The sequence below is a fragment of the Thermoproteota archaeon genome, assembly GCA_003352285.1.
Lineage (GTDB): Archaea > Thermoproteota > Nitrososphaeria > Nitrososphaerales > Nitrosopumilaceae > PXYB01.
On the sequence record QQVN01000003.1, the window covers coordinates 241,127 to 259,537 of the forward strand.

General features: G+C 36.7%; 22 protein-coding genes. 13 read left to right on the forward strand and 9 right to left on the reverse strand.

The features are described 5' to 3' along the window. Positions 1-149: 149 nt before the first annotated feature. Together DWQ18_02980 and DWQ18_02985 are read left to right on the forward strand one after the other, a co-directional pair. Positions 150-1,958 carry a nitrite/sulfite reductase gene (locus tag DWQ18_02980; protein RDJ33892.1) on the forward strand — a complete coding sequence of 603 codons (1,809 nt, stop codon included), beginning with the start codon at positions 150-152 and terminating at the stop codon, positions 1,956-1,958. After that, positions 1,946-2,758, forward strand: coding sequence for a sulfurtransferase (locus DWQ18_02985; protein ID RDJ33893.1), 813 nt, complete (start codon positions 1,946-1,948; stop codon positions 2,756-2,758). Before DWQ18_02980 ends, DWQ18_02985 begins: the two co-directional genes overlap by 13 nt. On the opposite strand, the gene DWQ18_02990 is transcribed toward DWQ18_02985, so the two are convergent. Further along, complete coding sequence (locus DWQ18_02990) at positions 2,759-3,880, reverse strand: tetratricopeptide repeat protein (protein RDJ33894.1); 1,122 nt, start codon at positions 3,878-3,880, stop codon at positions 2,759-2,761. 121 nt (positions 3,881-4,001) lie between these two features. On the opposite strand from DWQ18_02990, the gene DWQ18_02995 reads away from it, so the two are divergent. Together DWQ18_02995 and DWQ18_03000 are read left to right on the forward strand one after the other, a co-directional pair. Then, positions 4,002-5,486: a collagen-like protein gene (locus DWQ18_02995; GenBank protein RDJ33895.1), complete on the forward strand. Its 1,485-nt coding sequence runs from the start codon at positions 4,002-4,004 to the stop codon at positions 5,484-5,486. A 37-nt stretch (positions 5,487-5,523) separates the two neighbouring features. Then, positions 5,524-5,808, forward strand: coding sequence for a hypothetical protein (locus DWQ18_03000; protein ID RDJ33896.1), 285 nt, complete (start codon positions 5,524-5,526; stop codon positions 5,806-5,808). 73 nt (positions 5,809-5,881) lie between these two features. Here DWQ18_03000 and DWQ18_03005 read toward each other — a convergent pair whose 3' ends face one another. The 4 genes from DWQ18_03005 to DWQ18_03020 all read right to left on the reverse strand — a co-directional run bounded on the left by DWQ18_03005 (position 5,882) and on the right by DWQ18_03020 (position 7,778). Further along, the gene (locus tag DWQ18_03005) at positions 5,882-6,118 is read right to left on the reverse strand and encodes a hypothetical protein (protein ID RDJ33897.1); all 237 of its coding nucleotides are present in this window, start codon (positions 6,116-6,118) and stop codon (positions 5,882-5,884) included. Positions 6,119-6,235: 117 nt separating this feature from the next. Next, positions 6,236-6,451 carry a hypothetical protein gene (locus tag DWQ18_03010; GenBank protein ID RDJ33898.1) on the reverse strand — a complete coding sequence of 72 codons (216 nt, stop codon included), beginning with the start codon at positions 6,449-6,451 and terminating at the stop codon, positions 6,236-6,238. 5 nt (positions 6,452-6,456) lie between these two features. After that, on the reverse strand, positions 6,457-7,557 hold the full coding sequence (locus tag DWQ18_03015) for a GTP-binding protein (GenBank protein RDJ33899.1): 1,101 nt from the start codon (positions 7,555-7,557) through the stop codon (positions 6,457-6,459). After that, positions 7,557-7,778 (reverse strand): DUF504 domain-containing protein, encoded by a 222-nt coding sequence (locus DWQ18_03020; GenBank protein ID RDJ33900.1) that lies wholly within the window; start codon positions 7,776-7,778, stop codon positions 7,557-7,559. Before DWQ18_03020 ends, DWQ18_03015 begins: the two co-directional genes overlap by 1 nt. Before the next feature lie 76 nt (positions 7,779-7,854). Here DWQ18_03020 and DWQ18_03025 point away from each other — a divergent pair, with 76 nt between their 5' ends. From DWQ18_03025 to DWQ18_03060, 8 genes are all read left to right on the forward strand, one after another. After that, on the forward strand, positions 7,855-8,547 hold the full coding sequence (locus DWQ18_03025) for a phosphoglycolate phosphatase (protein RDJ33901.1): 693 nt from the start codon (positions 7,855-7,857) through the stop codon (positions 8,545-8,547). A 5-nt stretch (positions 8,548-8,552) separates the two neighbouring features. Next, the gene (gene argS, locus DWQ18_03030; protein ID RDJ34329.1) at positions 8,553-10,439 is read left to right on the forward strand and encodes an arginine--tRNA ligase; all 1,887 of its coding nucleotides are present in this window, start codon (positions 8,553-8,555) and stop codon (positions 10,437-10,439) included. Positions 10,440-10,670: 231 nt separating this feature from the next. Next, positions 10,671-11,054, forward strand: coding sequence for a response regulator (locus DWQ18_03035; protein ID RDJ33902.1), 384 nt, complete (start codon positions 10,671-10,673; stop codon positions 11,052-11,054). Positions 11,055-11,097: 43 nt separating this feature from the next. Then, the gene (locus DWQ18_03040; GenBank protein ID RDJ33903.1) at positions 11,098-11,610 is read left to right on the forward strand and encodes a response regulator; all 513 of its coding nucleotides are present in this window, start codon (positions 11,098-11,100) and stop codon (positions 11,608-11,610) included. 43 nt (positions 11,611-11,653) lie between these two features. Continuing rightward, entirely contained in the window at positions 11,654-12,457 is an 804-nt protein-coding gene (locus DWQ18_03045; protein RDJ33904.1) for a tRNA (adenine-N1)-methyltransferase, read from the forward strand. A gap of 84 nt (positions 12,458-12,541) precedes the next feature. Further along, positions 12,542-13,081 (forward strand): hypothetical protein, encoded by a 540-nt coding sequence (locus DWQ18_03050; GenBank protein RDJ33905.1) that lies wholly within the window; start codon positions 12,542-12,544, stop codon positions 13,079-13,081. 40 nt (positions 13,082-13,121) lie between these two features. Beyond that, complete coding sequence (locus DWQ18_03055; protein RDJ33906.1) at positions 13,122-13,985, forward strand: NAD(P)H-hydrate dehydratase; 864 nt, start codon at positions 13,122-13,124, stop codon at positions 13,983-13,985. 5 nt (positions 13,986-13,990) lie between these two features. Beyond that, the gene (locus DWQ18_03060) at positions 13,991-15,346 is read left to right on the forward strand and encodes a M20/M25/M40 family metallo-hydrolase (GenBank protein ID RDJ33907.1); all 1,356 of its coding nucleotides are present in this window, start codon (positions 13,991-13,993) and stop codon (positions 15,344-15,346) included. Here DWQ18_03060 and DWQ18_03065 read toward each other — a convergent pair. After that, positions 15,343-15,759, reverse strand: a complete 417-nt coding sequence (locus DWQ18_03065; protein RDJ33908.1) for a DoxX family protein — start codon at positions 15,757-15,759, stop codon at positions 15,343-15,345. The two genes, DWQ18_03060 and DWQ18_03065, sit on opposite strands and share 4 nt — an antisense overlap. A 120-nt stretch (positions 15,760-15,879) precedes the next feature. On the opposite strand from DWQ18_03065, the gene DWQ18_03070 reads away from it, so the two are divergent. Next, complete coding sequence (locus DWQ18_03070) at positions 15,880-16,464, forward strand: proteasome subunit beta (GenBank protein RDJ34330.1); 585 nt, start codon at positions 15,880-15,882, stop codon at positions 16,462-16,464. Here the strand turns inward: DWQ18_03070 and DWQ18_03075 are convergent. Genes DWQ18_03075 through msrB form a run of 3 tightly spaced genes read right to left on the reverse strand, consistent with a single transcriptional unit; the run spans position 16,461 to position 18,395 of the window. Beyond that, positions 16,461-16,940 carry an RNA-binding protein gene (locus tag DWQ18_03075; GenBank protein RDJ33909.1) on the reverse strand — a complete coding sequence of 160 codons (480 nt, stop codon included), beginning with the start codon at positions 16,938-16,940 and terminating at the stop codon, positions 16,461-16,463. The two genes, DWQ18_03070 and DWQ18_03075, sit on opposite strands and share 4 nt — an antisense overlap. Then, entirely contained in the window at positions 16,937-17,947 is a 1,011-nt protein-coding gene (locus DWQ18_03080) for a homoserine dehydrogenase (protein RDJ33910.1), read from the reverse strand. Before DWQ18_03080 ends, DWQ18_03075 begins: the two co-directional genes overlap by 4 nt. Positions 17,948-18,002: 55 nt before the next feature. Then, the gene (msrB, locus tag DWQ18_03085) at positions 18,003-18,395 is read right to left on the reverse strand and encodes a peptide-methionine (R)-S-oxide reductase (protein ID RDJ33911.1); all 393 of its coding nucleotides are present in this window, start codon (positions 18,393-18,395) and stop codon (positions 18,003-18,005) included. Positions 18,396-18,411 lie beyond the last annotated feature (16 nt).

Below are 18,411 nucleotides of genomic sequence, written 5' to 3' on the forward strand. Positions count from 1 at the left end.
AAAGATTTTTGAAAAAAATTAGGTCCTACTAAGATGCAACTCCTTCTGACGACTAGTTGTAGGCAAATAAAGTACATATTTGAACTCATTTAGGCTAAAATTCCTCGTTTCAAAAATTTATATCCAAACTCAAAGAAGTTGTCATAGTATTGACGGTATCTAATCTAAAGCAATCTAGACCCGAGTCAAACTTACCTAAAATTAACTGGGCTAGAATGGAAGAAGCTGATAATTTTGCAAAAACTGTAAAATTATTCAGACAGGGAAAATATGATGAAGATAGTTTCAGACGCTTCAGATTACAACATGGTGCATATGGTACTAGAATGACTAGCGATTATGCCATGGTTCGAATAAAACTTCCTGCAGGAGAAGTTTATCCAAATCAACTCGATAAAATTGCAGAACTTAGTGAGGCGTTCTCTATTGGAAGTGCACATTTTTCCACTCGTGAAAACATTCAGCTACATTGGGTTGTTTTAGAGGATGTATCTGAAATTATGCGTGGGTTAGCAGAAGTCGGATTAACATCTAGAGAAGCATGTGGTAACTCTGTAAGAAATGTAATGTGCAGTCCACTTTCTGGCGTTTGTTCTTCAGAAGAGTTTGATGCAACACCATATGCACTAGCAACTGCAAAATTTTTACTCCGAAATCCCATGAATCAAAATCTTCCTCGTAAATTCAAATTCAATTTTACTTGCTGTGAAGAACATGGAATGGTACGAATGGTAGATGTGGGATTAATTCCACAAATTAGAGAAATTGATGGGACAAAGCAGCGTGGCTTTAAAATTTTCCTAGGTGGTGGTCTTGGTAATAGATCCTTTGTTGGTCATCAATTAGAAGACTTTACCCCTGAAGATGATTTACTCTACACTTCGATTGCTGTTATTCGAATTTTTGATAGACTAGGAGATAGGAAAAATCTTGCAAGAAATAGAATGCGTTACCTTGTTAATGACATGGGTTGGGAAAACTTTCAAAATCTTGTTCTAAAAGAAAGAGCTATTGTTCGTGCCACTCAATCAGTTATTGTTGATCTTGATGTGGATACAACTCCAAATGAAATCAAATCTCCTATACGAGTCAGTGATGAATCTGGAGCTACAAACTCTGATGGATATGCTAGGTGGTACAAAACAAATACCATCAAACAGAAACAAGATGGATTCCGAACCGTATTTCTCACACTCGAAGCTGGTGATATTACCGCAAATCAACTTCATGCAATTGCTGATGTCTGTAGAAACTTTTCCTCAGAAGGAATGGGACGTGCAGGATTTAATCAAAACATTGCATTTCGTTATGTGCGTGAAGATGATCTTCCTCGATTGTACTCGAAATTACTTGAAGTAGGATTGGCAAATTCCGGTGGTCTAACCATGGCTGCCCCAATTGGATGTTCAGGTACAACCTCGTGTAATTTGGCATTGACTAATTCCCATAGGCTTGCAAAAGAGATTCAACGTAAATTCTTGGAACTAAAATTCGATGAAGATGATGATCTACGTGACTCTACGATTAAGATAAGTGGATGCCCTAATTCATGTGGGCAACATGGGATTGCAACTATCGGATTTTTTGGTGGCGGAGGACGAGTTGGAAAAGATATGTATCCAAATTATCAGATGTCTCTTGGTGGTCGTTCTGATGGTGAAACAATGCTTGGCGTTAACTGTCTTCGTGTTCCTGCAAAACGAGTTATTCCTGTAATCTTAAAGATTATTGAGATCTTCAAGAAAAACAAAAAGGATAATGAAACTTTAAAGTCGTGGATACACCGTGTGGTATCAGGCAATGAATCATCTGAGATAAAATCTGTAAATGATATCAAAAATGCATTATCTTCTCTTATTGCTCCTCCTCCAAAGAATGAGGATGCAGACTTTTACTCTGATTACGGAAGTGGTGAGAGCTATCACACCAGAACCGGTAAAGGTGAATGTGCTGCTTGAGTCAACAAAAAAACACTCGAATTACAATTGATTCTGATTCGTTACGATCTGAGATTCGTGATAAAAGTGTAAGAGTAATTGACGTAAGACGAGAAGAAGACTATAAACAAAATCATATTCCATCATCGGTAAATCTTCCTCTTGCGAATTTATTATCTGATGATTCTCCTGAACGCGTTTTAAAACTATTTCAAAACATGGGCATTGATGATGAGACTCCAGTTGTGGTGTATGATGATACATTTGGCGCACTTGCATCTCGTGTTGCTTGGACGTTGGAGTATATCGGACACAATGAGGTTTCACTTTTAGATGTCACATATGGCCAATGGAAATCCCTTGGTCTTGAAAATGACTCTCAAATTCCATCTATATCATCAAAATCACACAAATTATCACTGCGTCCAGACATCATGGCAACAGCTGACTATTTGGAGAAATCCAAAGAAAAATCTGATGTAACACTATTGGATAATCGTGAGCGACTAAATTATCTAGAACAGCATATTCCAGGAGCAATTAATCTCCCTTACAGAACGCTTGCGACAAAGGAAAAAATCCTCCGTCCAAAAGATGAAATGAAAAGATTACTTGAAAATCGAGGAGTTACTCCGAATTCTGAGATTATTACTTACTGTGGTAGTGTTGGCACTTTATCTGGTTTGGCGTATTATGCTCTCAAATCAGTAGATATGCCAAATGTAAAATTGTATGTTCGCTCTTTTAAAGAATGGAAGAGTTTGGAAAAACCTATTTCAAAACAAGAATATGCAAATTACTGGGATCTTTCAGCCGAGTAATTAGGCAATCTCATTTCTGAGTTGCTTTGTAACTGATACTTCAATATTATCAAACATTGTTAGCATTTTTGTTTTGTTATCTTTGATGTAATCGACTCCATGATCTTTTAGTCTAATTTTCCAGAGACGAATTTCTCTATGCTCTTCAAAGAATTGTTCAATCATTTGCTGTCCGCATTTATCTGTGTTAATAAACGAATCAAAAATTTCTAGCGTTTTGTCTACATCTTCTTCTTCAATTGATGCCTTTACTTGTTGAATTGCCTGACTAAGTTCTTTGAGATTTTGCACAGCACCTGGCAGCTTCTTTCTTTTAATTCCAAGCAAACTTTTCTTTTCTGTTCCAACTTTACTGGCAATTTCTGGCGCTAAATCATACATTGGTATTTTGTGTAATCCTTCTCGTTTTTCATTTTTTACAATTAATCCTTTTTCTAATAATTTTCTTAATGATTCTTCTGCGTCTGCTTTGTTAAGAAATGTCGTCCAAACTATTGAACCAATTGTATGGTATCCTTGTCTAATTGATTCTAAAACTACAACTTCAATTATTCTTCTAAATCCTTCCTCAACTCTGACATTTGTAAAGTCTTTATCTTTGACTGCTTTTCTTGCATTCTTTACATCAATTTCTATTGAACGCTTTAGTGCATCAATTGATTCCGGTATTTGTGACAACAATGACAGAAAACATGCTTTGTTGTACCATGCCATACCATAAGTTGGATCTGACTCAATAGCTTTTTCAACACTGTTCAAAGCTTTTGAATAATTCTTTTGTTCATAATGAACCAAAGCTTTTAGATTCCATGCTTCTGCATTTGTTACATCGATATCTAAAATTCGATCATAGACCCTTAATGCTTCGGCATGATCATCTAAATGGAATCTGGCATATCCTAATTTTAGTAATGTTTCAACATGATTGGGATCAAAGCGTAAAGCCTGCTCAAATGCTAGTGATGCCTCCTCTAACTTTTCATCTGCCATTAGATTGATGCCTTTTTTGAATAATTTGCGTCGTTGATAGTCAGAATCTGTGAGGCTGGTCTCTTCCTTGTTTGATATCTCGTTCTTATCTGGCAGCTCTGGCTTGGATTTTTTTGAAAAAGGCTTTTTCATTCGAGACTAGAAGCCATTTTTCTAGTTAAATACCATTACATGGGTTTTTACAAAATTTAGCCTTAGAATACTCAAATCCTGTTTGAAAATACAGAAATACTTCATATTTACATCATCGATAGTGTCTAGATCTAACGATAAATTAGAAATTCATGGTTCTGCACCATTTAGGCAATCTGGAGTATTTGAAGTAACTATCTCATTAACTGATTCAAAACCTTCTGAAGAAAGTATTCGTGCTAAAAATTTCCCTACTCTCTGGAAAGATAACTACCATTTGCGAGTAAAGGATGGTCAATTTACTGAAACATTAGGAACATCATCAAAACCCATTCCGCAATCTGTACTTGATTCTGAATCCGTTTGGGTTGTCATAATGGACCAATTCTCCTCACTGCACACAGTCTTTGAGGTTAAAGTTGGCAAAAGTGATTCAAAGAAAACAACTGATGAGCCAAAACCCGAACCAAAGCCATCCCCTCCATCTCCAAAACCTACACGTTCTAGTTTTTCAGAAAAGACACTTTCTGATTCATTTAGTTTTTCAAGTGACAAGACTGTTTCTAATCAACGCGGTTTACCTGGTGGAAAAGGTCCATCTGGTCCACCTGGTCCACAGGGTGACAAGGGTCCATCTGGTCCACCTGGTCCACAGGGTGACAAGGGTCCAACCGGTCCTCCAGGTGAACGAGGCTCTACAGGTCCATCTGGTCCACAGGGTGACAAGGGTCCAATCGGTCCAAAAGGAATTACTGGTGATAAAGGAGATAGAGGTGACAAGGGTCCAACCGGCCCTCCTGGTCCACAAGGTGAGAAAGGTCCAACAGGACCTGCCGGTGAACGCGGTCCAACAGGTCCACGTGGTCCAATTGGAGAGAAAGGTGACAAGGGTCCACAAGGTCCCTCTGGTGAGAAAGGCCTAACCGGTGAACGCGGACCGCAAGGTGGTAAAGGAGAGACAGGTCCACAAGGTCCATCTGGTGAAAAAGGAATTCAAGGTCCACCTGGTGAGAAAGGACCTAGAGGTCCTGATGGTCCAATTGGAGAAAAAGGTCCACAAGGTCCACCAGGTCCATTAGGTGAACCCGGTCCTGAAGGTCCACAGGGTGTAGCTGGTGACAAGGGTCCACAAGGTCCACAAGGTCCCTCTGGTGAGAAAGGTCTAACAGGTGTTCCTGGTCCACAAGGCGAGAAAGGAGAGAAAGGTCCACAAGGACAACAGGGAGAAAAAGGTCCACATGGTCCACCTGGTCCACCCGGTGACAAGGGTCCACAAGGTCCACAAGGTCCACAAGGTGAACGAGGTCCACAAGGTGCACCCGGTGAGAAAGGTCCACAAGGTCCACAAGGAATTCAAGGTCCACAAGGTGAACGCGGTCCATTAGGTCCAATTGGTCCTGCAGGTGAACAAGGTCCACGTGGTGAACAAGGTCCAGTTGGTCAGGCAGGTCCTAGGGGTCCACCCGGTCCACCGGGAGAGAAAGGCCCCTCAGGTGGTATGTCTTCTGAACAAAAAGCATTATTCAAAGAACTATTAGAAATTCTAACAAACAAGAATATTATTACTACTGAGGAACAAATCAAACTGATGAGCTACCTGTACTAGTGGTCATCTTAAAATATCAAAACGCTTTTTACAAATCATGAGTGAAAACAAAGAAAAAATTGAATTTAAGATGCTTGATTACTCAAGACTCGAAAATGAATTTGTATCATTTAAGCTTGAAGATGGAACCATTGTTAAAGTCAAAGTAGATCTTGACAGAGTTGGGAAAGCAACTAATTTTACAAATCCTGATGGAACGCCACACTATGCGATTAACACCTCAGTGAAACTATCTATAATTCCATCTGAAAGAAAATTCTCTGTAGAAAAAACTTCTGTCAAAGGAAAACAATCGAATCCGCCTGGTCAGATGTTTAGTTAAAAAACAATTATGAATTTAGAAAAAGGTAAACAAATCGTCAACTTAATTGACGATTGTTAATTTTTTGACGAAATTATCGTCGTCTTGCTTTTCTTTTTGGAGCAGCTTTCTTTTTGCCACCAGTTGACTTTCGTCTCTTAGCGCCGCCTTTCTTTGCTGCGGTTCTCCTTTTTGGAGCAGCTTTCTTTTTGCCACCAGTTGACTTTCGTCTCTTAGCGCCGCCTTTCTTTGCTGCGGTTTTTCTTTTACTAGCTGCTTTTCTTTTTGGAGCTGCTCGTCTTTTTGGAGCTGCTTTTCTTTTTGTAGCCATTGAGAATTCGACATTTTCATTACTTTTCTATAGTTAAAATGAAGAAAATTACACAAAATGATAACAATTTATCAACGAAATTTTTTTGAAAAACAAATTTTTTTGATCGTAAAATGATCAATAAACACTTTCAGCTGATGGACGACGACCTGGTAACCAACTTGTATGTCCGCAAATTGTACATTTGAAACGTCTTTTACGTTTGTAAGTTGCCATTTCAGGTAGAAAAATCAGTTCTTGTCGTGTTGTATCGATGCAAAACTTACACCAACGTTGTTCAAAACTCTGATCCATCTTATCTTCATTTTTCTTATCTTGATTACTTTTTTTCAAAAAAATTACCGTGATTTGATAATTGTTAAAACATCTTCATCTTGTAAAACATGTGTTATTCCAACACGTTGACCACCAAACTTTACACTTTTTCCCCATACCATTGCATAACGAAAGTCTTTTCTCATGTTACGATGAAGTTTATCACAAATATCTCCAATCGTGGAACCGTCTCTTGTGATTAAAGGTTCTTTAAAGTCTGTTTCTCCACCTTTTGGTCTCATGTAAATTCTAATGAAACGGAGTTTTTCATAAATTCTTTCTTTTAACAAATCAATGTTAACGTTGGAATCTGCTGAAACCTCAATAAAGTCTGATTTAATTTTAGTTCTTAATTCCTTAAGAAATGTCTCATCTACTAGGTCAATTTTGTTAATGATTGTTAGGGCCTTGGAATATGTTTTACTGCCAGAAATAAAATCAATTAACTGCTCTGATGTAATATCTTCCCTAATGACTACTCTTGCACTGGTCATTCCATAGACATTCAATATGTCCTTTAGAAGTTTCTCAGACATTTTTGTGAGTTTAATCTGTTGTGCAACTGCTATGCCTCCGGTGTGAGTTTTTTCTACAACAATATTTGGGGGGTCTTGATTAAGTCTGATTCCTATATTGCCCAATTCGTTTACAAGCACATCTTCATGATATGGTTGAAATACATCTAAAACCAAAAGAACCAAATCAGCATTTCTTGCTACTGACAAAATTCTTTTTCCTAAACCCTTCCCACTTGATGCTCCTTTAATAATTCCAGGTAAATCAAGTACTTGTATGCGTGCACCCTTGTATTCCATCATTCCTGGAACTACTGTTAATGTTGTGAATTGAAATGCACCTACCGCAGATTTTGCACCAGTAATTCGATTCAGTAGGGTTGATTTTCCAACACTTGGTAATCCGATAAACACAACTGTCGCATCACCAGCTCTTCTTACATCAAACCCATCAGTGGTTGAACCTTTTTTTGATTTACCTTCTTCTTGCTCTCGTTTTAGCTTTGCAATTTTTGCACGTAATAATCCCAAGTGATGTTCAGTAGCCTTGTTGATCTGAGTCTTTGCCATCTCATCTTGTATGGCTTTGATCTTCTCTGGAATTCCCATTAGTTGTTTGACCTCCTTTGAAATACTATTTTGGATTTTCGAATCACTGCTTTTATCCTTGATGCAGGAATTGATTGAAAATTATTTGATTCTAAAACAAAATCATCTAAATTCATCTCTATATCCTGATTGTAATCTCTGTAAATCACTTTGTAAATGGAAGGTTCATCTGAAAACCTAGCTTTACTAAAAACTTCATCAAGAATTCCTTTTTTTGTCATGTTAAACATATCTTTTTTTTAGTTTTGAATATTTCTTTACGTAGCAAATATTATCTTCTTTAATTTTAGTCATCCTATGACTCGAAAAACTTTTGCAGTAGACATTGACGGAACTATTACTGAAAATGGAGGTGGAATAATCCATTTGGAGGCACTAAATGCACTTAGGCACCTAAAGAATCAAGGTCATAATGTGATCTTTGTATCTGGTCGTTCCTCAGTAGAAGCATATCTTTTATCAGTATTTGGTGGGACGACTAACATTGCTGTAGGAGAAAATGGCGGGTGCATCACAACTGGCTCAAATAAGCACATATTGTTAGGTGATATCAAAATATGCAAAGATGCATTGTCATTAATTCAGTCAAAAATTGAAAATGTAGTTGAAAAACCAGTTTTTCCACGATTAACTGAAGTAGTACTTCAAAGAACATTTGATATAGAATCTGCTAAAAAAATTCTTGCAGAAAATAAGTGTGATGTAATATTATCCGACAGCCAATATGCATTTCATATTAATTCACATGGGATAAACAAGGCTACCGGATTTGAGAGGGTTATGAAAGATTTGGGCATTAAACGTAATGATGTAATTGCAATTGGTGATAGCGAAACCGATATACCGTTATTTGATCTTGCACACACAAGTATAGCATTGGGAAATTCTTCTGAACATGTTAAATCAAAAGCATCAATAACGGTGTCTGGGAATGCAGGTGATGGTGTTATTGAGGCATTGGATAAACTAGCGCCAACATTTACGGAGTGATAATGATGTCTATGAGGAAAATCCTTGAAGAAATTGAATCCAATCTTGGAGTGATTTTAAAAAAACTTGGATTTCCAAATGTTTCATTTAGTGTAGAGCCTGCAAAGCCCGGCTTTGGAGACATTTCATCCAATGTGTCTTTCTTGCTAGCAAAGGAGTTGAAAAGAAAACCATTTGAAATATCTCAAGCTATCTCTCAAGAATACAATAATTCTCCGGGAAATTATATATCAAAAGTTGAGCCTCATCCATCTGGTTTTGTTAATTTTTTAATAAAACCAGAGCAACTTTGTAAATTAGTTTTAAAAAATTCAACCACTCCTGATTATGGGTATATTGACATCGGAAAGAAGCAACGGATAGTTGTTGAACATACAAGCGTTAATCCAAACAAAGCACTTCACATTGGACATGTTAGAAATATAATCATAGGCGATTGTGTTTCTAGGATTCTCAAAAAAGCAAATTATTCCGTAAGTGTTCTTAATTATGTTGATGACTCTGGTCTACAGGTTGCAGATATTGTTCTTGGGTTTACCAAATTAGGATTTCCAATTGAACCTCCATCTGGGCAGAAATTTGATCATTATTGTGGGGATGAAGTATATGTAAAAACTACAGAAAAATATCAAAATGATCCAAAACTAGAGGAAGAAAGAAAAAACATACTAAAAGAGATTGAAGAGGGTGTATCTGATACTGCTAGCTTTGCTGATTCTGTGACAAAAAAGGTTCTCGCATGTCAGCTTGAAACATGTTGGAATATGGATGTGTACTATGATTGTCTAAATTTTGAATCACAAATAATTCGTTCAGGTTTATGGAAAAAAATATTTGAAAAATTACAAGAACTAAAACTAATTGAATATGAAAACGATGGAAAAAACAAAGATTGTTGGGTTATCCGTGGTGATGGTAAGGAAGAAGACAAAGTAATAGTAAGAAGTAATGGTACTGCCACATACATTGCAAAAGATATTCCCTATGCTGCATGGAAATTGGGCTTGCTTGATGATCCATTTTACTATGAGAAATATCCTGTACCCCAGCCAAATGATAAAGTCTTATGGCAAACTACTCTTTCTAAAAATAATAATCAAAAACCGAGCTTTGCTGGAGATAAAGTAATTACAGTAATTGATTCACGACAATCCAGATTACAGAACATAATTACATCACTAATGTCACAATTCAAATCAAATCCTGATGCATATGTTCATCTGGGTTATGAATCGGTGACATTAAGCTCTGATACTGCAAAAATCTTGGGAATTGATACCCAAGGAAAACAAACACAGATGTCAGGCCGAAAGGGTCTGTATGTTAGTGCTGATTCTGTATTGGAATTACTCCAGGGCAAAACATTTGAAGAAACAAAAAAGCGAAATCCTGATCTTGATGAGAAAAAACTTGATGAAATCTCTAAAAGCATTGCCATAGGAACACTGCGGTATGAGATGATTAAGCAGGATCTTGATAAAATCATAACTTTTGATCTTACAAAATCCCTTAGTCTTGAAGGCGACACTGCACCATACATCCAGTATGCAAATGCCCGTGCTGTAAGAATTTTAGAAAAGTCCGGTATGGCCCCAGACTTTGATGTCTCTTTTGATGATCTTTCTAGCCAATATGAGATTGAACTTGTAAAGAAAATTGGAATGTATGATATTCAAGTTCGTGATGCTGCCAAAAACTTTTCACCTAAGGTAATAGCTCGTTATTGCTACGACTTGGCTGTAACCTTTAATGGCTTTTATGAAAACATCAAAGTCCTTGATTCTCCAGATTCAGGAATAGTAAATCAAAGACTTTGTCTGGTGGAATCATTTAGGAACACAATATCAAACGCATTGGGTCTTTTGGGAATGCCTGTTACCCAAAAAATGTAAGTGTCCAATCTGTCCAGATTGAACAAACTAGTAGATAATATTTGAAATTGGAAATTTATTTTGTTATAAAATGGTGGACATTGGCCAGCTGATGGTGCAAAGAAATTCATCTGTTAAGAGATGCTCATTTTGTAATGATTCCTTAGAACTAAAAGAAGGTGTAACGTTTTTTGATAGAAAATGGTACCATGATTTGTGTTGGTCAAAACTTGAGACGGAGCGTGATTCAACTTGACAAAAGTAATTGTTGTCGATGATGACCTGGACACAGTGGAAGTTTTTTGTGAATATCTTAGCATAAAGGACATTCAAGTATTGGGAAAAGGATTCAGTGGAAAAGACGCTGTCGCTCTTTACAAAGAGCTAAAACCTGAAGTTGTTTTGCTTGATGTGATGATGCCAGATTATGATGGATTTTATGGATTACGAAATATCCGTGAATTTGATCCTCAAGCAAAAGTGATCATGGTAACTGCAGATTTGACATCTGATACTGAAAAGAAACTAAAAGAACTAAATGCATCTGCGATTCTGTACAAGCCCTATGAAATTGATAGTGTAGTTACTACTATCGATAGAGTGAGCAAAGGCGAAATGTTACTAGAAACAATATAATTAGAAAAATCCTAATATTCTTGACTAATTTAGTAAAGTAACAATGAAAATTCTCATCGCTGAAGACGAACCCGACTTACTGGTACAGTATAAGACAATTTTAGAAGATAATGGGCATAATGTAATTATTGCAGAGGACGGTCAAATCGCAATTGATTTTTACAAAAAAGAATCTAGCAAGTTGTCTTCTGATGATGAGGACCAAACCCCATTTGATGTAGTAATTTTGGACTATCAAATGCCTGAGAAGAACGGATTGGAAGTGGCACAATACATACTATCATCTCATCCAAATCAACGAATAATATTTGCATCAGCTTATGTTCAAGAAACTTTGGTTGATTCTATAAAGAATCTCAAACAGATAGTTGAGCTTCTGCAAAAACCATTTGGATTACAAGCTCTTGTTGATACTATTGAGGATAAAGAAATCTACGACGAACTTGCAAAGCTTAACGTTGATGTGAAAAACCTAAAGGACCTAAATCCAACTCATGCTCAAATTCGTGATTATTTGACTGCCTTACAAAAACTCCAGAAAGGTAGAACGTTTTAGCACAATCAGTAGGTTCTTATCTAAAAAATAGTGGCAAAAAAATATGAAGATTAAACAAAAGTCTTTGGTTTTATTTTATTATAATCCCTCCAAAAAATGGCTGGCAAAAATTTCAAAAAATGAACAACTTCATACTCACATTGGAGTCATAAAGCATGCAGATGCAATTGGTAAAGAATACGGTGAACGACTAGTCACAAACAAAGACAAGTACGTCTACCTTCTTGAGCCTACCACGCATGATCTTATTATGAAATTTCAGCATGGCACACAAATCGTGTATCCCAAGGACCTAGGATACATTGCCGCTCGTTCAGGTCTAAAAGATGGTCAAAAGGTTATTGAAATTGGAACTGGAAGTGGTGCTCTCACTACATATGCTGCAAGTATAGTAAAACCCCGTGGGCATGTCTATACCTATGATGTAGACGAATCCTTTATGAAAATTGCAGAGAAAAATATCGTAAAGGCTGGCATGTCAAAGTATGTTACTATGAATAAACTAGATTTGAAGGCAACCAAAAAAGTTCCTGTTATTGATGCTGACCTTGCACTAGTTGACCTTGGAGATCCTTGGACTGTTATCCCACAAGTAAGAAAGATGCTAAAGGGTAGTGGTGCTGTCTTTTGCATCTGTCCAACCATGAATCAACTTGAAAAGCTTACAATGTCATTAGTAGAAAACGAATTTACAGATATTGAATCAAGTGAACATATTTTGCGTACCATTGATGCACGCGAAGGAAAAACAAGACATTCATTTCAAGGAATTGGTCACACAACATACCTATGTTATGCAAGAAAGGCATTTTTTGGCAGAAAGGTGCGAAAGACTAGCAAAAAGTAATCTTTCTTGGAGTTACATCATGTCTGTACGATTCAGACAAACTAATCCTAATAGAATTTTATAGGTATTCTATATCAATCCGAATTGTCTGAACAAAAAGATTCTCGTATTGGTTCTTCTGGTTTATTGACTCAGATTGATCGTAAGATAAAATCACTTGCAAAAACAAAGGAAGAATTAGACAAGAAATCCCAACAAATTCCAAGACCAAGCTTGATTACAGCTCGTGATCTGGAAAGAATTGATTTCTCTGATGAATTATCTAAAATAAAAGAAGTTCAAAGAGAGCGACTCTTAGAGGATATGTCTCAAATTCTCAATGACAAGATTAAGGAGTTGGAACAAAAAGAAAAAGCGGAATTAGAAAAAGAAAAGGTCTTGGAAAACCTAACTAATGCTTTAAATGAAAAAGTTTTCCAACTTGAAATCTCCAACAGACTCGTTTTGGAGCAAAAAAAACGCTCAGATGAATTAAACTTAGAATTACAAGAAACCATCAAAAAACTCAATGATGCTGAAAAAGAGCTCAAAATTGAAAGAGACTGGTTAGCAGACCAAGTTGAAAAGAAATCCCTTGAAGTATTGACAACCATTGATCAATTAATCAAGGCTGAAAACAAGTAAAAAACAAGATTTATCCGTATACTGTATATTCAAAATACTATTGGTCTCAAAAAACATCCAGGCAGCTACTGTAAAAAAATTCATCCCTGCTAGAAATTCTAACTCTAGGAAAGGTGATAATGGAACAGTACTAGTCGTTGGGGGAAGTTACATCTATCATGGTGCTCCAATACTGTCTTCACTTGCTGCATTACGTTGTGGCACTGATCTAGTTTACACAGCAATTCCAAAAGTTAATGTTCAATCAACCCGAGCAATATCTCCAAATCTCATTGTAATACCATTAGTTGATCAAAAATTAACTCGCGGTGCTGTAAGAAAACTACTAGGTCAAATTCCAAAGAGTTTGGATTCTGCTACAATTGGAATGGGCTTATCTGTTCAAGACAATGAGGCACTCAAAATTTTAGTAAAGTCACTTATCGACTCCGATGTAAGATTGTCTCTTGATGCCAGTGCTTTAGTTAGTGATGTTCTTCCATTAATTCCAAATACAAATTCCGTAGTGACTCCGCATGTAGGTGAATTCAAACGACTCTTTGGAGATTCTCCGCCATCTAATCTAAAACAAAGAATAAACATGGTGGAAAAATTTGCAAAGGAATTTTCAGTAACCATCCTTCTAAAGGGCTCTACTGATGTAATTTCCGATGGCAAGAACACATACCTAAATCCAAAAAAGACTCCCGCAATGACAGTTGGCGGAACCGGTGATGTATTATCTGGTTTAGTAGCAGGAATGCTATCAAAGAACAGAAATTCTTTAGAGTCTGCTGTTGCTGCTACCTACATCAATGGGCAGGCAGGAAAGATTGTTCAGCGAAAAGTTGGACTACACATGACATCCATGGACCTAATTGATGTATTGCCTCAAGCAATGAAACCATTTGATCGAATAAAGTGAAGAACATGAAACCAATTTTACAACAAGTTGATTCTGGAATGAATTCATTGATATCTGATTTACAGAAACTAATTCGCCAACCAAGTGTTTCTGCAAAAAATGAAGGAATAGAAGAATGTGCAAAATTATGCAAAAAAATACTTGAAAAACATGGCATAAAATCTGAGTTATTACGTCTTGGAAAGGAAATAGCACCAGTTGTGTTTGGCGAAATTAAATCCAAAAAAAATCCAAAAAAAACACTACTGTTTTACAATCATTATGATGTCCAGCCTGCAGAGCCATTTGATTTGTGGGAACATCCTCCATTTAGTGGTAAAAAAATAGGCAACAAAATTTTTGGTCGTGGCTCATCTGACGATAAAGGTGAATTAATCACCCGAATTAAGGCAGTTGATGCATTTTTAAAAAAAACTGGTGATGTACCTTGTAATATTAAATTCCTAATTGAAGGGGAGGAAGAAACTGGAAGCGCAAACATTGATGCATATCTAAAAAAATTCAAAAAGAAGTTTTCTTGTGATGGTGTAATCTGGGAATTTGGTTATGTTGACTCAAAAGATAGGCCAATTGTCGGACTAGGCATGAAAGGACTCTTGTATGTAGAACTTTCAGTTAAGGAATCAATTAGAGATGCTCATTCTAGCTTGGCGGTTTTAATAAAAAATCCAGCTTGGAGATTAATTGAAGCAGTACACTCTTTGCGTGATTCTAATGGAAAAATTCTCATCAAAGATTGGTACAAAGAGGTTGAACCACTTTCAAAGAATGACATCAAATTGATAAATTCTGAACCATTTGATGAAAATTCCTTTAAGAAGGAATTTGGAATAAAGTCATTTCTGGGAAACAAATCCGGACTTGAAGCAAAAAAGGCTCTTGTTGGTGATCCTACCTGTAATGTGGCGGGATTCATATCCGGTTATACTGGGAATGGGGCAAAAACTGTACTGCCAGGTGAGGCAATGGTAAAGATTGATTTTCGACTTGTTCCAAAGATGAATCCCAAGAAACAAACTCAACGATTAAAATCTCACTTGAAAGCAAAAGGATTCTCAGACATTTCTGTTAAGGTATATCATGGAGAGGCAGCTGCACGTACGAGCTCATCAGATCCTTTTGTCAGTCAAGTGATTGATGCAGCAAACAAATCTTATGGTAAATCCATTCTAAATGTGTCAAATGCTGGAACGGGACCTATGTACTCTTTTGTAAATGTGTTAAAGGCACCTTGTATATCCATAGGTAGTACCTACATGTTTGCAAGAATTCATTCGCCAAATGAATTTACAAGAATTGATTTGTTAAAAAAGACTACCAAATGCATTTGCCACATAATGGAAAATTTTGGAAAAAATTAATGGATTGGTCTTGGAATTTTTTTGATAATGTTTGCAAGTGATACTCTTCCAGGTCCTGCTACAATAATTACAAGACATGATGCTAATAGGATCAAATCCAATTCAAATCCTCCGTCTCCAGTTAAGCTCTTTGCTCCTTTGACGTGAAATATTGCACCCATCATGATAATTGATAGCATGCCTGCAGAAATTCTAGATAGCACTCCGATAATCAATAGTATTCCTGGAACCACTTCAGCTAGTGCAATTGGAATTTGCATCTCTGCTGGCAATCCCATGTTTCCTAAGAATCCGGCAAAACCCGGATTGAATTTCATCATTCCATGAGCGATGAAGATCACTCCAATTGCAGATCTGAGGCCCATGAAGGCAATATCTGCAAGCTTGTTTTCACGAAATGCTGCATCTGTCATTAATCTGCTAACGAGTTTACAATCTATAAACCATTACTACTATTATTTTGGAAATTCTAAAAAAATGTAGAAAACCCTTTATTATGCTCCAAAATCACTTGTGTCATGTCATACATGTACATGCCAGGCGCTACTGCCGTTGGAATTACTTATGATTCTGGTGTCGTTTTTGCTAGCGAGAGAAGGATCGCTTATGGTAACTTTCTAGTCAGCAAAACTACAAAGAAGACATTCCAAATTACTCCAAAAGTTGGGGCAGCATGTGCAGGATTGGTTGCTGACATGCAAATTTTATCATTACAAATATCTGCATTAGCAAAGATTCGCAAGATGGAACTGAAACGAGACGTTCCTCCAAACTCTATTGCAAAGATGATGTCAAATATGATGTATGAGAGAAGATTCTTTCCATTATTGACACAAGTAATCGTTGGTGGTGTTGTGGATAAACCAATCATCTATACTCTTGATCCATTAGGTTCAGTATTGCCAGATGAATATGCCGCAGTTGGTACTGGTGCAGAGATGGCACTCGGTGTTTTGGACCCACAATTTAAAGAAAACATGTCAGAGCAAGAAGCAGTTGATCTAGCTGTTAAAGCAGTTCGTTCCGCAACAATGCGTGATTCATTTAGCGGTGATGGAATTGACGTCTTGGTAATTAACGCAGAAGGCTCAAAAGAGATTCAACATAAAGCAAACTAGTTTTTTATCGCAGTTTTTCCAATTTCCCAGTACTTGTCAGAGATGTAATGAATGTTTTTTACAACTTCTCCTTTCTTCATTGATTCCATTTCTGCGCTGTCTACTAGAGCTTTTCCTACTGCAAGAAACTTGTGCTGTGATTCTTCTATCACGCAAACAATTCTATCTTTTTGAAATTCACTGTAACTTCTAATCCCTGGTCGCATGACGTTTGCTCCATTACACATGAACTTGACTGCCCCCATATCGACCATCACATGTGGGAATTTTTCTAAAATTGACGTCTCTGATAGGAATGGTAGATACTCATTACCTATCTTTAGTGCTACAAATCCTTCACCTGAAATTAGATGTGCATCATCCTGAATTTCATAAACTCGAAGGTTTTTTGATTTTGGAATGTCTATGTTCCATTTCTCTCTGATATCTGTCAGGATATCATTTGTTTCACTTTTGGATACTAGGTTTGACTTCAAGCCTTTACAATCTCTTTTCTAATGTCTATCAGGTCCCTTAAGATAGAACTAGCAGTCTCGATTCCTCCTGCTCCTTTTCCAATGATTGTCTGTGTTCCAGAATGCTCAGAGGTAAATGCTATTGCGTTTAGAGTTCCATTCACGCACAAAGGATCATCTGTTGATATCTCAATTGGGGCTACTTTCAAATCATTATCACATGATGCAATCAATTTTACAGCGCAGTTCTTTTTCTCTGCATTTTTGATGTCTTGCGTTGTCACGTTGCGAATTCCTGTCCTATTTACATCTGGTAATGTTACCTTCATTCCCATTATCCAATTTGCCAGTATCACAAGTTTTGCTGCTGCATCTAATCCATCCAAATCCAAGGACTCATCTGCTTCTACGTACCCCTTTGATTTTGCGTCTTTTAATGCGGTATCAAATGACATTCCATTTGCCATGTTTGTCAAAATGTAATTTGTAGTTCCGTTTAAGATTCCTGCAAATGATGTAATTCTTTCACCCCTGAGACTATTTTTTGCATAATCTAGAATTGGTGTGCCACCACCTACGGTTCCACTAAACTTTAGTGATACTTGATTAAATGTTGCAAGCTCTAAGAGTGAAGGAAATGCGAGTGCTAAAGGTCCTTTATTGACAGATATTACGTGCATTTTATGCTTCATTGCAGAAATTATGTGGGACATACCCGGTTCTGCATCTTTGTAATTACTTGCAGTAGTCTCAATCATTACATCTGCATCTAAGCTTGAAATCAGATCTAATCCAGAAAGATTGTTTTTTGTTTTACCATAATTTTTTACTGTTCCAAATTTCTTTTTTGTTTCGACAAGCTTACTCAAATTTAATCCTGCAGAATCCACTGCACTTCCTTTACTATCAAATACTCCAACAATTCTTGGTTTTAATCCATATTTTGCGTAAAGATCATCTGCACGTGATTCAAATAATTTCGCTAAGCTCTGCCCCACTACTCCAAATCCACACAAAATTATTCGCATTATGTCACAAAATTATATCGCATTAATTAAGATTAACAACGCATCATTGTTCTGATTAATCTTTTTTCTCTAAATCCAAGGATGCAGAGTTGATACAATATCGAAGATTTGTTGGATTGGGACCATCATCAAATACATGTCCTAAATGAGCCCCACATTTCTTACAATTTACTTCAGTACGTACCATTCCATAAGATGTATCTGAAATATACTCGATATTCTCATCAGATACTGGTTTCCAAAAACTTGGCCATCCAGTTCCTGAATCAAATTTGGTATCAGAATCAAATAGTTTTTCCCCACAACAAATGCATCTGTACATTCCTTTATCTTTACAATCAAAATATTTGCCAGTAAATGGTGGCTCTGTTCCTTTGTTTACACATACATCATATTGTTCTGGTGTGAGTTTTTCTTTGAGATCTTTTGGTGGGATCTTTACGGTCATGTTTGTAATTTGTTAA

What these genes read in the sequence shown, in the direction of transcription:
- DWQ18_03060 (RDJ33907.1), top strand. Translation starts at nt 13,991, where the DNA reads ATGAAACCAATTTTACAACAAGTTGATTCTGGAATGAATTCATTGATA.
- DWQ18_03025 (RDJ33901.1), top strand. Translation starts at nt 7,855, where the DNA reads ATGACTCGAAAAACTTTTGCAGTAGACATTGACGGAACTATTACTGAA.
- msrB (RDJ33911.1), bottom strand. Translation starts at nt 18,395, where the DNA reads ATGACCGTAAAGATCCCACCAAAAGATCTCAAAGAAAAACTCACACCA.
- DWQ18_03015 (RDJ33899.1), bottom strand. Translation starts at nt 7,557, where the DNA reads ATGGGAATTCCAGAGAAGATCAAAGCCATACAAGATGAGATGGCAAAG.
- DWQ18_03040 (RDJ33903.1), top strand. Translation starts at nt 11,098, where the DNA reads ATGAAAATTCTCATCGCTGAAGACGAACCCGACTTACTGGTACAGTAT.
- DWQ18_02985 (RDJ33893.1), top strand. Translation starts at nt 1,946, where the DNA reads ATGTGCTGCTTGAGTCAACAAAAAAACACTCGAATTACAATTGATTCT.
- DWQ18_03070 (RDJ34330.1), top strand. Translation starts at nt 15,880, where the DNA reads ATGCCAGGCGCTACTGCCGTTGGAATTACTTATGATTCTGGTGTCGTT.
- DWQ18_03000 (RDJ33896.1), top strand. Translation starts at nt 5,524, where the DNA reads ATGAGTGAAAACAAAGAAAAAATTGAATTTAAGATGCTTGATTACTCA.
- DWQ18_03080 (RDJ33910.1), bottom strand. Translation starts at nt 17,947, where the DNA reads ATGCGAATAATTTTGTGTGGATTTGGAGTAGTGGGGCAGAGCTTAGCG.
- DWQ18_03065 (RDJ33908.1), bottom strand. Translation starts at nt 15,759, where the DNA reads ATGACAGATGCAGCATTTCGTGAAAACAAGCTTGCAGATATTGCCTTC.
- DWQ18_03020 (RDJ33900.1), bottom strand. Translation starts at nt 7,778, where the DNA reads ATGACAAAAAAAGGAATTCTTGATGAAGTTTTTAGTAAAGCTAGGTTT.
- DWQ18_03045 (RDJ33904.1), top strand. Translation starts at nt 11,654, where the DNA reads ATGAAGATTAAACAAAAGTCTTTGGTTTTATTTTATTATAATCCCTCC.
- DWQ18_03005 (RDJ33897.1), bottom strand. Translation starts at nt 6,118, where the DNA reads ATGGCTACAAAAAGAAAAGCAGCTCCAAAAAGACGAGCAGCTCCAAAA.
- argS (RDJ34329.1), top strand. Translation starts at nt 8,553, where the DNA reads ATGTCTATGAGGAAAATCCTTGAAGAAATTGAATCCAATCTTGGAGTG.
- DWQ18_02990 (RDJ33894.1), bottom strand. Translation starts at nt 3,880, where the DNA reads ATGAAAAAGCCTTTTTCAAAAAAATCCAAGCCAGAGCTGCCAGATAAG.